The organism is Actinoplanes sp. NPDC049265 (assembly GCF_043197135.1).
Classification (GTDB): domain Bacteria; phylum Actinomycetota; class Actinomycetes; order Mycobacteriales; family Micromonosporaceae; genus Actinoplanes.
Map to the genome: position 1 here is coordinate 323600 of NZ_JBICSP010000005.1, position 15240 is coordinate 338839.

Annotated in this window: 12 protein-coding genes; 5 read left to right on the plus strand and 7 right to left on the minus strand. The window is 69.9% G+C overall.

Features of this window, described 5'->3' with window-relative positions; genetic code table 11:
• Positions 1–7: 7 nt before the first annotated feature.
• The 4 genes from ACGFIO_RS16085 to mqnC form a co-directional block, all read right to left on the minus strand.
• Positions 8–1297 carry a geranylgeranyl reductase family protein gene (locus ACGFIO_RS16085; protein WP_392826888.1) on the minus strand — a complete coding sequence of 430 codons (1290 nt, stop codon included), beginning with the start codon at positions 1295–1297 and terminating at the stop codon, positions 8–10.
• A 109-nt stretch (positions 1298–1406) separates the two neighbouring features.
• Positions 1407–1664, minus strand: a complete 258-nt coding sequence (locus ACGFIO_RS16090) for a hypothetical protein (protein ID WP_392826889.1) — start codon at positions 1662–1664, stop codon at positions 1407–1409.
• Between the two features lie 60 nt (positions 1665–1724).
• Positions 1725–2420, minus strand: coding sequence for a demethylmenaquinone methyltransferase (locus tag ACGFIO_RS16095; protein ID WP_392826890.1), 696 nt, complete (start codon positions 2418–2420; stop codon positions 1725–1727).
• A gap of 317 nt (positions 2421–2737) precedes the next feature.
• Positions 2738–3979 (minus strand): cyclic dehypoxanthinyl futalosine synthase, encoded by a 1242-nt coding sequence (gene mqnC / locus ACGFIO_RS16100; RefSeq protein WP_392826891.1) that lies wholly within the window; start codon positions 3977–3979, stop codon positions 2738–2740.
• 151 nt (positions 3980–4130) lie between these two features.
• Between mqnC and ACGFIO_RS16105 the strand changes: the two genes are divergently transcribed.
• From ACGFIO_RS16105 to ACGFIO_RS16115, 3 genes are all read left to right on the plus strand, one after another.
• Positions 4131–7139 (plus strand): DEAD/DEAH box helicase, encoded by a 3009-nt coding sequence (locus tag ACGFIO_RS16105; RefSeq protein WP_392826892.1) that lies wholly within the window; start codon positions 4131–4133, stop codon positions 7137–7139.
• 1 nt (position 7140) lies between these two features.
• Positions 7141–7962, plus strand: a complete 822-nt coding sequence (locus tag ACGFIO_RS16110; protein WP_392826894.1) for an SWIM zinc finger family protein — start codon at positions 7141–7143, stop codon at positions 7960–7962.
• A gap of 123 nt (positions 7963–8085) precedes the next feature.
• Positions 8086–8901, plus strand: a complete 816-nt coding sequence (locus tag ACGFIO_RS16115) for an SGNH/GDSL hydrolase family protein (protein WP_392826896.1) — start codon at positions 8086–8088, stop codon at positions 8899–8901.
• Positions 8902–9026: 125 nt separating this feature from the next.
• Here the strand turns inward: ACGFIO_RS16115 and ACGFIO_RS16120 are convergent, their stop codons facing one another.
• On the minus strand, positions 9027–10613 hold the full coding sequence (locus tag ACGFIO_RS16120; protein ID WP_392826898.1) for a beta-1,3-glucanase family protein: 1587 nt from the start codon (positions 10611–10613) through the stop codon (positions 9027–9029).
• Between the two features lie 105 nt (positions 10614–10718).
• Between ACGFIO_RS16120 and ACGFIO_RS16125 the strand changes: the two genes are divergently transcribed.
• Entirely contained in the window at positions 10719–11669 is a 951-nt protein-coding gene (locus ACGFIO_RS16125; RefSeq protein WP_392826900.1) for an aldo/keto reductase, read from the plus strand.
• 18 nt (positions 11670–11687) lie between these two features.
• Here the strand turns inward: ACGFIO_RS16125 and ACGFIO_RS16130 are convergent, their stop codons facing one another.
• Complete coding sequence (locus tag ACGFIO_RS16130; protein ID WP_392826902.1) at positions 11688–12536, minus strand: menaquinone biosynthetic enzyme MqnA/MqnD family protein; 849 nt, start codon at positions 12534–12536, stop codon at positions 11688–11690.
• A 168-nt stretch (positions 12537–12704) separates the two neighbouring features.
• On the opposite strand from ACGFIO_RS16130, the gene ACGFIO_RS16135 reads away from it, so the two are divergent.
• Positions 12705–14714, plus strand: a complete 2010-nt coding sequence (locus tag ACGFIO_RS16135) for a HelD family protein (protein ID WP_392826904.1) — start codon at positions 12705–12707, stop codon at positions 14712–14714.
• A 16-nt stretch (positions 14715–14730) separates the two neighbouring features.
• On the opposite strand, the gene ACGFIO_RS16140 is transcribed toward ACGFIO_RS16135, so the two are convergent.
• Positions 14731–15204, minus strand: coding sequence for an HIT family protein (locus tag ACGFIO_RS16140; protein ID WP_392826906.1), 474 nt, complete (start codon positions 15202–15204; stop codon positions 14731–14733).
• Between the last annotated feature and the right edge of the window lie 36 nt (positions 15205–15240).

The window sequence follows — 15240 nt, forward strand, 5'->3', positions numbered from 1 at the left end:
TGCGTTTTCATACCGCCGGAGCCACCTTGGTCAGACCGTTGATGATGCGGTCCATGGCGTCCCCGCCCCGCGGATCCGTCAGGTTCGCCAGCAGTTTCAGAACGAATCGCATGAGCGTCGGATGCGGCATGCCGTGCTTGGTCGCGATCCGCATGATCTGCGGGTTGCCGATCAGCTTCACGAAGACCCCACCCAGGCGGTAATACCCCCCAAAACGGATCTTCAACTCGGCCGGGTACGCCCGCAGCGCGCGCTCGCGGTCTGGCCCGGCCGGCCGGGCCAGCGCCTGCACCGCCACCTCGGCGGCCAGCTCGCCGGACTCCATCGCGTAGGCGATGCCCTCGCCGTTCATCGGGTTGACCATGCCGCCCGAGTCGCCGACCAGCATCATGCCGCGGGTGTAGTGCGGGACCCGATTGAAGCCCATCGGCAACGCCGCGCCCAGGATCGGGCCGTCGGCGTTGGTCTCGTCGGTCATGCCCCAGTCGGGCGGCGTGGTGGCCAGCCAGTCGTTGAGCATCGCGCGGTAGTTGGTCTTGCCGAAGGCGCTGGACGAGTTGAGGATGCCCAGCCCGACGTTCACCCGGCCGTCGCCGAGGCCGAAGATCCAGCCGTACCCGGGCAGCAGCCGCTCGCGGTCGGCGGCGCTGCGCAGTTCGAGCCAGGACTCCAGGTAGTCGTCGTCGGCCCGGACCGGCGAGTGGTAGTAACGCCGGACGGCCACGCCGATCGGGCGGTCGTCGCGCTTGGTCAGGCCCATGGCCAGCGGCAGCTTGCCGGACACGCCGTCCGCCGCGACGATCAACGGCGCGCGAAACTGGACGGGTTCCTTGGCCGGTCCGCGCCTGGCCTCGACGCCGATCGCGTGACCGTCGTCGTCCAGCACCGGGCCGGTCACGTTGACCTGGGTGTGCAGAATGGCGCCGGCCTCGACGGCGCGCTTGGCCAGCATGTCGTCGAAGTCGAGACGGGTACGGACCAAGCCGTAGCCGGGGAAACTGGCCAGCTCGGGCCAGTCGAGCTCGAGCCGCACGCCCCCGCCGATCACCCGGAGGCCCTTGTTCTGCAGCCAGCCGGCCTTTTCCGAGGTGTCGACGCCCATCCGGATCAGCTGCCGGGTAGCCCGTGGGGTCAGGCCGTCACCGCAGACCTTCTCGCGGGGGAACTCGGTTTTCTCCAGCAGGAGGACACGGAGCCCGTGCCTGGCCATGTGGTACGCGGCCGCGGAGCCGCCCGGCCCCGCGCCGACGATGATCACATCGGCCTCGTCGACGATCGCTGTCAGCTGCTCGTGCACGGCCTCACCTCCGTTTCGCGCTTGCTCGTGAAACAGTTCACAAGCCAGCCCACCCGGAGTCTAAGACGGCCATCGAGGCGCTTCGGGGTTAGGGAACCCTAACCAGGCGTCACGCCGCCGAACCGTCAGCCAGTGCCCGATCTGCCACCAGCCGGGCCGCTCCGTCCAGGTGTTTCCGAAACGTACCGCCCATCGCCCGGTCGAGCGCGACGATCAGCTGATCAACCAGATCCTGAGCCAGGCCCGGATCCTCGGCCGCGACCAGCCGGATCCGGTTGGCCAGCTCCAACGCGCGGCGTTCGCCCTCTTCCTGGTCGTCGATGGCGACATCGATATCGGTGTCGTCAAGATCCCCGAGTGTGCGCATACTTCCGTACGCTAGGCAGGGTTTCGAAGGTTTTTGGGGGTTTGGCCGGTTTTCATCAGGCTACTGCTTGGTCGCCCGATGCAGCGCCACCACCCCGCCGGTGAGGTTGCGCCAGCCGACCCGGGTCCACGGCCCGGCCTCGGCGATGCGCCCGGCCAGACCCGTCTGGTCCGGCCACGCGCGAATCGACTCGGCCAGATAGACGTACGCGTCGGGATTGCTGCTGACCCGCCGGGCGATCCGCGGCAGCGACCGCATGACGTAGTTGAAGTAGACCGAGTTGAACGGCCGGTTGACCGGATGGCTGAACTCGCACACCACCAGGCGGCCGCCCGCCCGCGTGACCCGGCCCAACTCACGCAGCGCGGCGCCGGTGTCCACGACGTTGCGCAGCGCGAACGAGATGGTCACCGCGTCGAAGGCGCCGTCCGGGAAGGGCAGGTGCAGCGCGTCACCGGCCACCAGCGGGATGGTGCGCCCGGTGTGCCGGCCCGCCGCCAGCATGCCGGTGGAGAGATCGGCGCCCACCGCGTACGCCCCTGAGCGCGTCAACTCCTCGGTGGAGACCCCGGTGCCGGCGCCGACATCGAGCACCCGCTCGCCCGGGCGCAGCGCCAGCGCCGAACGGGTGGCCCGCCGCCAGCCCCGGTCCTGGCCGAACGACAGGACCGTGTTGGTCAGGTCGTACCGCCGGGCCACGCCGTCGAACATCTCGGCGACCTCGTGCGGCTGCTTGTCCAGATCTGCGCGCGTCACGGGTCCACTCTGCCAGGCCCCCAAATATGAAACGGGCGGGATGGTCACCCATCCCGCCCGCCTGTGTTGCGTTATATATACGACCGCCATCGGTCGGGTCCCAGAGGCGCCGCCGTGGTTGATGGCAACCGGCGGCGTCGGAGTGTTGCTCAGTGTTACTAGAGGCACGATATCCAGCACAAACGCGGCCGGTACAGAAGGACACGGCGCTCGTTACGAAGGAGCAACCAGCCCCTCACCGACCCGCTGAACCGCGCCTGCCCGAACAGGTGAACAGGACGGCTGTACGGCCTACCCGACCCCCTCACGGCGACGCCTCAGGAGGCGTCGACCAACGGAAGCTCGGTGCGGGCGGCGCCGCCACCGGGCATCGCGATCGAGGAGAAGTGCGAGACCACGCGGTCGTCGGTCGGGTCGTCGGCCTCGGTGCGGTGCACGGCCAGGTGGGAGTACAGGGTGTCGCGCTGGGCCGGGACGCGGCCGGCCGTGCGGATCATCCAGATCAGCTCGTGCAGGTTGGAGCGATGACGGGCGCCGGCCGAGGAGATCACGTTCTCCTCCAGCATGATCGAGCCCAGGTCGTCGACGCCCAGGTGCAGGGACAGCTGACCGACGTCCTTGCCGGTGGTCAGCCAGGACGCCTGCAAGTGGGCCACGTTGTCGAAGAACAGCCGGGACACCGCGATGAACCGCAGGTATTCCATGGTGGTGGCCTGGGTGCGGCCCTTGAGATGGTTGTTCTCCGGCTGGTACGTCCACGGGATGAAGGCCCGGAAGCCGCCGGGGCCGCCGGCCGCCTCGACCGGGGAGTCGACGTAGCCGTTGGCCACGGCGAGGTCCTGGACCTCGCGGATCATCCGGATGTGCTCGACGCGCTCGGCCGCCGTCTCGCCCGTACCCATCATCATCGTGGCCGTTGAACTCAGACCGTTGCGGTGCGCGACCGCCATCACCTCGAGCCAGCGGGCCCCGCTCTCCTTGAGCGGTGCGATGGCCTTGCGCGGCCGGTCGGGCAGCATCTCGGCGCCCGCGCCGGCGATCGAGTCGAGGCCCGCCGCCTTGATCCGGACCACCGCCTCCTCGATCGAGACGTCGCTGACCTTGGCCATGTGCAGGATCTCGCTGGGGCCGATGGAATGGATCGCGAGCTGCGGGTACGCCTTCTTGACCGAGGAGAAGAGCTCCTCGTAATACTCGACGCCGTAATCCGGGTGGTGACCGCCTTGGAGCATCACCTGGGTGGCGCCGAGGTCGACCGCCTCGCCGCACCGGCGCAGGATCTCCTCCATCGGGTGCGACCAGCCCTCGGCGTGTTTCGGCGCGCGATAGAAGGCGCAGAACTTGCAGGCCGTGACGCACACGTTGGTGTAGTTGATGTTGCGGTCGATCAGGTAGGTGACGATGCCGTCGGGGTGGCGACGCCGCCGGACCGCGTCGGCCGCCTCGCCGAGCGCGTGGAACGGCGCATCCGTGTAGAGCAGGAGCGCCTCCTCGGCGCTGATCCGGCCGCCGTCGGCGCCGCGCTGCAGGATGCTGTCGATCTCGGTCAAGGCAGTCACGGCCCCAAGCGTACGTGCCGTTTCCGGGGGTCGTCAGCGGCGCGTGTCACGGGAGACCGGTTTTGTCGGGCCTCTTGGCTTGCCTGGTTTCAAATCACTCTCGGGGCGTTGAACTGGGGGCGAATTCGGAACTGGGCATAAGGTCGTCGGCGTGCTTGTCGTTCACGGTTCCTGGCTGCCGGGCTCGGGCGGTCCTGGGCAGCTCGCCCTCTGGGCCGAGGACGCGGATCTGCCGCTGACCGTGACCTCGCGCGCCCGGGTGAAACAGCACCCCTTCGCGGTGCCGGCCGGCACGCTGCTGGCGGCGCTCGGGGAAGATTTCGCCAAGGCGGTGGAGAGCACACTCACACTGCGGCTTCCGGGTACGGCCAAAGGGCCGCTGCCGTCACCCGAGACGGGCAGCGAAGCCCCGGGCCGGGGACTGCGGCTGACCGAGTGGGAGACGCCCGCGTTGCTGCTGCCGGGCGCGGCCGCGATGGCCGTGCTGGGTGCGCTGGCCGCACCCGACCCGAGTGGACCGTGGACCTCGGCGGCGTCGTTGCGCTATCTCTGCGTACTCGCCGGATATGCCTGTGACCTGGCCAAACGGGGCCGAATGCTGCCGCAGCTGAGCACCGAGGCGGCAGAGGCGGCCGCGCGCTGGCGGCCGGTGCTGACCGGGGCCGACGCCGCCACCTATCGAGACTTCGCCGCGGCCATGCCTCCGGTCTGCCGAGCGGCTCACGAGGGCGGCGAGGGCGTCACGCTGCGGGACGCGCTGGATGCGCTGGTCGACGCGGCGGCCCGAAATCTACTGCCCGAGCGGCTGCTGCTCGGCCACCGGCCCGGACCCAAGGCGCCGCTGCCCGACCGGTGGATCCTCGCGCTGACCGCCGAGGACCCGGTCCTGCCGGGCGCGCCGCCGGGCGAGGTGGCCGAACTACAGCGGGTGTTGGAGTCCTGGCTGGCCGCCGCGCACGAGGCCAACGGGCCGATCCGGGTCAGCTTCCGGCTCAGCGAGCCACCGCCCGGCGAGGACGGGTGGGGCCTGGAGTTCGCGCTGCAGTCGGCCGACGACCCCAGCCTCTACGTCACCGCCGCGGCGCTCTGGGACGGCGGCCGGATGCCGGGGCTGCCCGCCCGGCCGGACGAGACGCTGCTGGCCGGGCTGGGCCGGGCCGTGCGGCTGTTCCCGCTGCTGCACGTCGCACTGCGTGACCCGCGGCCGGCCACGATGACGCTGGACACCGGCGAGGCGCACGAGTTCCTCCGCCAGGCGGCGCCGTTGTTGCAGGCCGCGGGCTTCGGGGTGCAGCTGCCCAAGTGGGCCGGGCGCAAGGCGGTCGGTCTCAAGCTGACCACGCGTACGCGTAAGAAGGAATCGTCCCGGGCCGTCGCCGACTCCGGATTCGGGCTGGACGAGCTCGTCGGGTTCCGGATCGACCTGGTCGTCGGGGACGGCACGGTCACCGCCGAGGAACTGGCCGAGCTGGCCCGGCTCAAGGTGCCGCTGGTCCGGATCCGCGGTCAGTGGGTCGAGCTGGACGACCGGCAGCTCAAGGCCGCGCTGCGGGCGGTCGACCGGCGGCGCGAGGGCGAGCTGACCGCGGCCGAGGTGCTGCAGACGGTGGTCGACGGCGGCGACGAGGATCTGCCGCTGGTCGAGGTCGACGCCGACGGGATGCTCGGTGACCTGCTCGGGGGCGCGGCCGAACACCTGGCCCCGGTGGCCACCCCGGATGCGTTCCACGGCGTGCTCCGCCCGTACCAGGAAAGGGGTTTGTCGTGGTTGCACTTTCTGTCGCGGCTGGGCCTGGGCGGGATCCTGGCCGACGACATGGGCCTCGGCAAGACCGCGCAGACGTTGTCGCTGCTCCTGGCCGAGCGGACCGCGGGCGAGGAGGTCGCGCCGACGCTGATGATCTGCCCGATGTCGCTGGTCAGCAACTGGCAGAAGGAGGCCGCCCGGTTCGCGCCGAGCCTCCGGGTGTACGTGCATCACGGCGGCACCCGGCAACGCGACTCGTTGTTCGTGGAAGCGGTGGCCGCCGCCGATCTGGTGATCACGACGTACGGGACCGCGCTGCGTGACCTGGCGGCTCTGCGCGACGTGAAGTGGGGGCGGGTGGCCTGCGACGAGGCTCAGGCGATCAAGAACGCGGGTACGCGCCAGGCGCAGGCCGTCCGTGCGATTCCCGCCCGTACCCGGCTGGCGCTGACCGGCACGCCGGTGGAGAACCACCTGGCCGAGCTCTGGTCCATCATGGAGTTCGCCAACCCGGGACTGCTCGGGCCGGCCAAGCGGTTCCGGCGCCGCTTCCAGGAGCCGATCGAGATCCGGCAGGATGCCGACGCCACCGCCGCGCTCAAGCGGGCGACCGGGCCGTTCGTGCTGCGCCGGCTCAAGACCGACAAGTCGATCATCTCCGACCTGCCGGAGAAGGACGAGATGAAGACCTGGTGCACGCTCACCGCCGAGCAGGCGACGCTCTACCAGGCCGTGGTCGAGGACATGATGGACGTCATCGAGGGCTCGGAGGGCATCCAGCGCCGGGGCAACGTGATCGCCGCCATGACCAAGCTCAAGCAGGTCTGCAACCACCCGGCGCACCTGCTCAAGGACGGTTCCCGGCTGCCCGGGCGGTCGGGCAAGCTGGCCCGGCTGCAGGAACTGACCGAGGAGATCATCGACGACGGCGACAAGGCGCTGATCTTCACGCAATATTCCGAGTTCGGATCGATGCTGCAGCCCTATCTGGCCGCGCACCTCGACCGCCCGGTGCTCTGGCTGCACGGCGGCCTGACCAAGGCCAAGCGCGACGAGCTGGTCGAGCGCTTCCAGACCGACGACGAGCCGATGCTGTTCCTGCTGTCGCTCAAGGCGGCCGGCACCGGCCTCAACCTGACCGCGGCCAACCACGTCATCCACTACGACCGCTGGTGGAACCCGGCGGTCGAGGACCAGGCCACCGACCGGGCGTTCCGGATCGGTCAGCGGCGCAACGTCCAGGTACGCAAGTTCATCTGCACCGGCACGCTCGAGGAGAAGATCGACGCGATGATCGAGCGGAAGAAGGCCCTGGCCGCGTCCGTGGTCGGCACCGGCGAAGACTGGATCTCCGAGCTGAACACCGACCAGCTGCGCGACCTGTTCGCGCTGGACCCGGCGGCGGTGAGCTGACATGCCGGTCGACCCCGACGGACGGTTCTTCGAGGGCGGGCCGCCGATCAAGGTCGACGGCGGCATCGCGGTGCGAGCCCAGCGCGGCAACATCGGCTCGCAGTGGTGGTCGCGGCGGTTCGTCGACATCCTCGAGGAGATCTGCCCGCCCGGCCGGCTCGCCCGCGGCCGCACCTACGCCCGCAAGGGCCAGGTCATCGACTTCACGCTCACACCTGGGCGGGTGACCGGCCGGGTGCAGGGCTCCCGCCCCGACCCCTACGTCGTCACGCTGACCATCTCCTCTTTCGACGCGCCACAGTGGACATCGATCATGGATGCGCTGGCGGGTCAGGCGTTGTACCGCGCCTCCCTGCTCGCCGGGACGATGCCGCAGGAGATCGTCGACGTGTTCGACGAGGCCGGGCTGCCGCTGTTCCCGGACCAGGTCGGCATGGTGTGCAGCTGTCCGGATTGGAGCGTCCCGTGCAAGCACGCCTCGGCCGTGCTCTACGTGCTGGCCGAGGCGTTCGACGATGACCCGTTCCTGGTCCTGGCCTGGCGAGGGCGCAGCCGCGACGAACTGCTGGACGCCCTGCGGGCCACGCCCGAGCCGGCCGAGGTGATCGACCCGCTCGCGGTCGAGGAGACGGCCCTGAACGAGCGGCTGGGCGACTTCTATGCCCCCGGCATCTCGCTGAGCCGGCTCCGGGAACGCCCGGCCCGGGTGACGGCGCCGCCCGAGTTGCTGCTGCGGGCGCTGGACGCCCCGAAAATCAAGGTACGGCACATTCCGCTGACCGACCTGCTCCGGCCGGCCTACCGGGACCTCGGCGCCGACTGAGGTTCCTTTCCAGGGCAGACGTTCGGCGTCTTCGGGCACGGTGGAGTTCTCTTCCGTTGCCTGGCCCCCGGTCGCCATCCATGCTGCCTTCGGTTCCGGATATGAAGGTAGATAAGGACAAGAATGCGAAAAGCGGCAAGGATTCTCGCGGCGGCACTGGTCGCGGCCACGGCGTCGGTGATGGTCGCGGGCTCGGCGCAGGCGGCGGCGACCACAACGGGTGAGTACGTGGCGCTCGGTGACTCGTACGCCTCCGGTGTGGGCGCCTACCCGTACGACCCGGCCAGCGGCGACTGTCAGCAGAGCCCCGACAGCTACCCGCGCACCTGGGCGAAGAACCACGCCGGCTGGACGCTGCGCGACATGACGTGCAGCGGCGCCACCATCGCCGACGTGCGTAGTAAGCAGATGGGCGCCCTGAGCGCCGAGACCAAGCTGGTGAGCATCACCGTCGGCGGCAACGATGTCGGCTTCCGTAACATCGTGACCGCGTGCCTGACCGGCACCGACGACGACTGCCAGTTCGCCACCAACCTGGGCGCCTACTACTCCCGGACGCAGCTGGTCGACGATCTGGCCGCGCTGTACACCGACGTCAAGGCCAAGGCTCCGAACGCGCGGGTCTTCGTCATGGCCTACCCCCGGCTGGTCGACGCGGGCACGGGCAGCTGCGGCGTGATCACCCCGAGCGCGACCCGGCGTTCGCAGCTGAACTTCACCGCCGACAACGTGGCCGCCGGCATCAGCGAGGCGACCCAGCGCGGCGGCGTGAAGTTCGTCGAGATGCGCCTGCCGTTCGAGGGTCACGAGGCGTGCAGCGCCGACCCGTGGATCAACGGTGTCGACGCCGCCCACATCAACGAGATCTTCCACCCGACCAAGTACGGCCACTCGGTGGTCTACACCTTCATGCTCCAGGCGGAGACCGACCTCCACTGAGGCCGGCCTCGGCCTCGGCCTCAGCCACGGCCTGGGCCTGGGCCTGAGCCGAGGCCCAGGCCGACGATGCGCCGGTGTGCTCAGAACGCTCTGAGCACACCGGCGCATCACCGCACCGCTTGCGCTCAGCCCTTGCGCCACTTCTGGTTGGCCGAGCCGGCACAGTCCCACAGCTGGAGCTTGGCGCCGTTTCCGTTCACCCAGTCCTTGATGTCGACGCACCGGTTGGACTGCGGATTCACCAGGTCGCCGGAGGCCGACAGGGCGAACTGCTGCGCACCGCTGTTGTTGCAGGTGTAGATCTGGATGACCGCGCCGTTGCCGGTGGCGCCGTCGGCGACGTCCATGCACTTGCCGCCGCCGGTCTTCAGGGCACCGCCCTCGAAGGTCCACTTCTGGGCGGCCGACTGGTTGCAGGTGTACGTCTGCAGCGCCGCCCGGTCGTTGAAGTTGCCCCCGGGGACGTCGACGCAGAGGTTGTTCCAGTTGCTGATCACCGGCACCCCGGACGCGGGCGGCGGGGTGGTGCCACCGGCGCCGAACGGGCTGAGGATGATGCCGGCCGAGCGCGGGTCACCGTTGTGCACCAGCGATTCCTGGTTGGCGACGTCGTCGAACGGGAACCCGTAGGCCTTACCGTCGACCATGTTCGCGTGGATGATCCGCGAGTAGTGGTTGGTCGGGTTGGACTTGTAGAAGTCGCCCGGGTTCGTGGTCGGCTGGGTGTCCAGGGTGCCCAGCGTGCCGCGGTTGAGGGCGGCGCAGATGCTGCGCGAGATCGGGCCGACCACCAGGTCGTTGGGGGCGGGCAGGTCGCCCGCGCAGCCGAAGACGCTGCCCGACGAGGGGCGGTTGAACGACGCCACCTGCTGACCCGAGCTGTTGGTGAAGTTCATGACATTCCCCGACGTACGCCCAAAGTATTTGGTGTTGGGCTGGTCCAGGAACGGCGTGACCGTGAGGGTCTTGCCGGCGTAGGCGTTCCAGGCCGTGTTGACGTACGAGTCGAGGTAGTTGGCCGGCAGCGCACCCGACTCGATGGCCTTGCCGGGGGCGAGGGCCCGCAGCACGGTCCCGTCCGAGCGGGTGTAGATGGTGTTGGCCCAGCCGGACTGGGCCCGGATCTGGTCGAGGATCGTCTGGCGTCCGTTGTTGACCACGTCGCCGGTGCGCGAGGTGGCGCCGTTGGAACCGGTCACGGTGACCGCGTGCGGGATAGCGAACATGTCCACCTGGGTGCTGTTCAACCACAGGCCGTCGGCGTTGTAGGTGAACTCGGACCAGTCGAACAGGATGTTCCGGTTGGGGTCGCCGGACGCCCACGGCGCGGGCTGCACGAACCCGTCCGGGGTGATGAACAGCTTGAGCTTCTCGCCGAAGGAGAAGTAGACCCGGCCGGAGAAGCCGAGCGGGAAGTTGATCGTGGTGCTGCCGCCGTTGCCGGGGCCGCCGATGGACACGTCGGGCGCCGGTGAGGGCGGGATCTGGCCGCCGGTCCAGGGCGTGAACGTGCCGCCCTGGTTGACGTAGCCGAGCCGGCCACTGGACAGCTGAACACCTATGACATAGAGGTACGTGGCCTCGCCGCGCCCGGTGTTGTTGGTGACCGTGACGGGGAGGATGTTCGGGCCGACCGCCTGCGCAGGGGTGGCGACGGCGGCCGTGACCGGGATCACGAGGGATAGGGACAGAAGCAGACTTCTCAGCTTCACGAGAGCCTCCAGGGGGACGGGAGAGCGCTCTCACAGCGTGCGGCGTAACTGTAAACAATGTCAATAGATAATGGCCGATCTATTACGCGGCATAGGCTCGGCCCCATGAGCGACATGAGCTACCGCCGCCTCGGCGACTCCGGCCTGCTGGTCTCCGTGGTCGGGCTCGGCTGCAACAACTTCGGCCGCAAACTGGACGCCGACGGCACCCACGCGGTCGTGTCGGCCGCCCTCGACGCCGGGATCACCCTGTTCGACACGGCCGACATCTACGGCACCACGCACGGCGCGTCCGAAGAGTTCCTGGGCGCGGCACTTAAGGGGCGGCGGGACGAGATCGTGCTGGCCACCAAGTTCGGCATGGACATGGAGGGGCTGAACGGCAACGACCGGGGCGTACGCGGATCACGGTCCTACATCGTCCGTGCCGCCGAGGCCTCCCTGCGCCGGCTGAACACCGACTACATCGACCTGTACCAGATGCACGAACCGGACCCGGGCACCCCGATCGAGGAGACCCTCTCCGCCCTGGACGACCTGGTCCGCAGCGGCAAGGTGCGCTACCTGGGCAACTCGAACTTCAGCGGCTGGCAGATCGCCGACGCCGACTGGACCGCGCGGGCCGGCGGCCTGACCTCGTTCATCAGCGCGCAAAACCAGTACAGCCTGCTCGACCGCGAGGTCGAGACCGAGGTCGTACCGGCGGCCGAACACTTCGGGCTCGGCCTGCTGCCGTTCTTCCCGCTCAACAGCGGCCTGCTCAGCGGCAAGTACTCGCGCGACGAGAAGCCGGCCGCGAATTCCCGGCTCTCGCTTCCGCGTTACCAGCGGTGGCTGGACAACGCCGACTGGGACACCATCGACGCGCTCACCGCCTTCGGTGCCGAGCGTGGCCACGGCCTGCTCGACGTCGCCATCGCCGGCCTGGCCGCCCGCCCGGCCGTGACCAGCGTCATCGCCGGCGCGACAACGCCCGAACAGATCCGGCAGAACGTGGCCGCCGGCACCTGGGAGCTCACCGCCGAGGACGTCGCCGCACTGGAGGGAATCCTGTAGACGATCGTCCGGACCGCATCAGACCTGCGCGAAAACCGGTCCGTCCGGCGGCAGAGCGGGCGCCGCACCCCGCGCCGCCGCCCGGCGGGCGAACTCGCGCAGGCCCTCGACCTGGCGCCGGCCCAGCGAGAAGTCCAGCGCGCGGAAGTAGTTGGCCAGGGTCAGCGCGTCGAACGGCTCCCATCGGGCGGCCGCCTCGGCCACCGTGTCCAGTTCGTCCAGGCACAGGTCACGAGAACGCTGGAACGCCTCGTGCACCTCCTTGACCACGCCCGGGTGGGCGGCGGCGAAGTCCTTGCGAACCGCCCAGACCGCGAAGACCATCGGCAGCGAAGTCCACTCTCGCCACGCCTGACCCAGGTCGATCACGGTCAGGTCGCGCGGCGTCTCGTGCATCGCCCGTAGCGCCGGATCGCCGATCAGCACGCCGGCGTCCGCCTCCATCATCATCTGGGTCAGATCGGGTGGGCAGCGGAAGTACTCCGGCTCGGCGCCGTACTTGTCGGCCAGCAGCATCTGGGCCAGCAGCACACCGGTGCGCGACGTGGACCCGAGCGCGACCGGGCGGCCGTCCAGCTCGGCCAGGGGACGGCTGGTGACCAGGTTGACCGACAACACCGGCCCGTCGCTGCCCACCGCCAGGCCGGGCAGAAGCAGCAGCTCGTCGGCGTGGCGCAGGTATTCGACCAATGAGATCGGGCCGATGTCGAGGTCACCGGCGACCAGCGCGGCGTTCAGCCGGTCGGGGGTGTCCTTGCGCAGATCGACGTCGAGCAGGGCGCCCGAGCGCATCAGGCCCCAGTAGATCGGCAGGCAGTTCAGGAACTGGATGTGCCCGACCCGGGGACGCTCGACGCGATCACTCATGCGATCGAACGTATCCTGGCATTTCACCCCGCCGGTAATTCGGTGGCGTATCCCACGTCCCGGCGTAAGCTGATTGGCCGCGTGACGGCCGAGGTGAAAGCACCGAAGCGGACGTCCCCGCGCCGAGCTCTGGCGGCCATCCGCCCTCGGACACGCGGAGCGAGCAGCATGCGAGCGATAGGAACCAGCGTGCCCGCACCCGACCTCGATCATGAACTCGAAGCCGAACGAACCCATCTGACCGAATCCCGGGCGGCGTTGCGCCGGATGCGCGGCCGGGCCGAGGCGCTCTACTCGGCCGGCAGTGAGGTCGCCGGCGACCCGTACGGCGCCGAAGCCCTCGGCCGCACCCTCTCCCGCCGGGTCGCCGAGCTCGCCGACGACCCGGACACCCCGCTCTTCTTCGGGCGCCTGGACATCGACGACGCCGAGTTCCACGTCGGCCGGCGGCACGTCACCGACGACGCCGGCGAGCCCATGGTGCTGGACTGGCGGGCACCCATCTCCCGCTCGTTCTACCGGGCCAGCGTGCGCGACCCGCAGGGCGTGGCCGTCCGCCGCCGGTTCGGCTTCGTCCGGGGCGAGCTGACCAGCTTCGAGGACGAGCGCCTGGACCGCGGCGAGGAACTCGGCACCAAGAGCCGGATCCTGACCGCCGAGATCGAACGCCCGCGCGTCGGCCCGATGCGCGACATCGTCGCCACCATCCAGCCCGAACAGGACGAGCTGGTCCGGGCCGACCTGGCCGACTCGATCTGTGTGCAGGGTGCGCCCGGCACCGGAAAGACGGCGGTCGGGCTGCACCGGGCGGCGTACCTGCTCTATCTGCACCGGGAACGACTGCGCCGGTCCGGGGTGCTGATCGTCGGCCCGAACAGCGCCTTCCTCTCGTACATCTCGGCCGTCCTGCCCGCCCTGGGCGAGATCGAGGTGCAGCAGGCGACGGTCGACGAGCTGATCGCCCGGGCCCCGGTACGCGCGGCCGACACCGAGGCGGCGGCATTGGTCAAGCACGATCCGCGGATGGCCGACGTGCTGGCCCGGGCCCTGTGGCGCAAGCTGGTCAAGCCGACCGAGCCGATCATGGTGTCGGACGGGTCGTACCGGTGGCGGATCGACACCGAGCCGCTGCGCCGAATCGTGGACGAGGCGCGGCGGCAAGGGCTGCCGTACGCGGTCGGGCGCGACCGGGTGCTGGCCCGGGTGGTCGGGCTGTTGCAGCGGCAGTCCGAGTACCGCACCGGCAACTCGCCGACCGAGACGTGGCTGCGCAAGATGTCGAAGATCGCGCCGGTCAAGGACTTCCTGGACCGCTCGTGGCCCGCCGTGACACCGGCCGACCTGGTCGTTGACGTGTTGACCGACCCCTCGATCGCCGACGGGATCCTCAGCCCGGACGAGCAGCAGGCGATCCGCTGGGAGAAGGCGCCACGGACGGTCAAGGCGGCCCGGTTCAGCCTGGCCGACCTGGTGCTGCTGGACGAGGCGGCCGGGCTGCTGGAACGAGAGAGCAGCTTCGGGCACGTGGTCGTCGACGAGGCGCAGGACCTGTCACCGATGCAGGCGCGGGCGATCGCCCGGCGCAGCGAGCACGGGTCGATCACGCTGCTCGGCGACCTGGCCCAGGGCACGGCGCCGTGGGCCGCCGCCGACTGGCGGGACACCCTCGGCCACCTGGGCAAGCCGGACGCCGCGGTGGTGCCGCTGACCGTCGGGTTCCGCGTACCCGAAATGATCATCGAATTGGCCAACCGCCTGCTGCCCGCCCTGGGCGTGGACGTGCCCGAGGCCGAGTCGCTGCGCCGGGACGGCGACCTGACCGTCGTGCCGACGTCCGACGTCGACGCGGCGATGCTGGTCGAGGTGACCGCGGCACTCGAACACGAGGGTTCGGTCGCGGTCATCGCGGCCGACGCGGACGTCGACCGCCTGGGCAAACACCTGACAACGGCGGGCATCGAGACCGCGACCCCGTTCGAGGTCGACTCGCCGGCGCGCGTCACGGTGGTGCCGGCCACGGTCGTCAAGGGCCTCGAGTACGACCACGTCATCGTCATCGAGCCGGCCGACATCGTGGCGGCCGAGCCCCGCGGCCTGCACCGCCTCTACGTGGTCCTGACCCGGGCCGTCTCCCGCCTCTCGGTTCTGCACAGCCGCCCCCTTCCCCCGCCGCTGTGAACGCCGCCCAGCGCGGTCAGCCGCCGGCCGCCTCCCGGATCCGCGCGGCCAGCGCGGACTGCCCGGCGTCGTCGACCCGCAGGACGCCGTTCTCGGCCATCAGCGCGTGGTACTGCTGCTGGTCGTAGGGCACGCCCGGGGGCAGTGGCGCCAGGTGCCAGTGCAGGTGGGCGTTGCCCTGGCGGCTGCCCAGGGACAGTGAGTACATGCGCTCGGCCGGCACCACCCGGGCGATCGCCGACGCGACCCGCTGCACGACGGACTGGAAGGTCAGGAACTCGGTCGGCGGGAGCGACACCCAGTCCTCGACGTGCCGTTTCGGGCACACCAGGGTGTAGCCGCGCAGGGTCGGCCACCGGTTGAGGAAGGCGATCGTGGTGTCGTCCTCGTACACCACGTGGTGTCGGTAGCCGGGGTGACCGTCGAGGAAGGCGCAGACGAAGCACGGGCCGGTCAGGACGCGTTCCTCGTACGCATCTAGGTCGAACATGCCCACGACCCTCTCAACTTTATGGCACAAACCTCT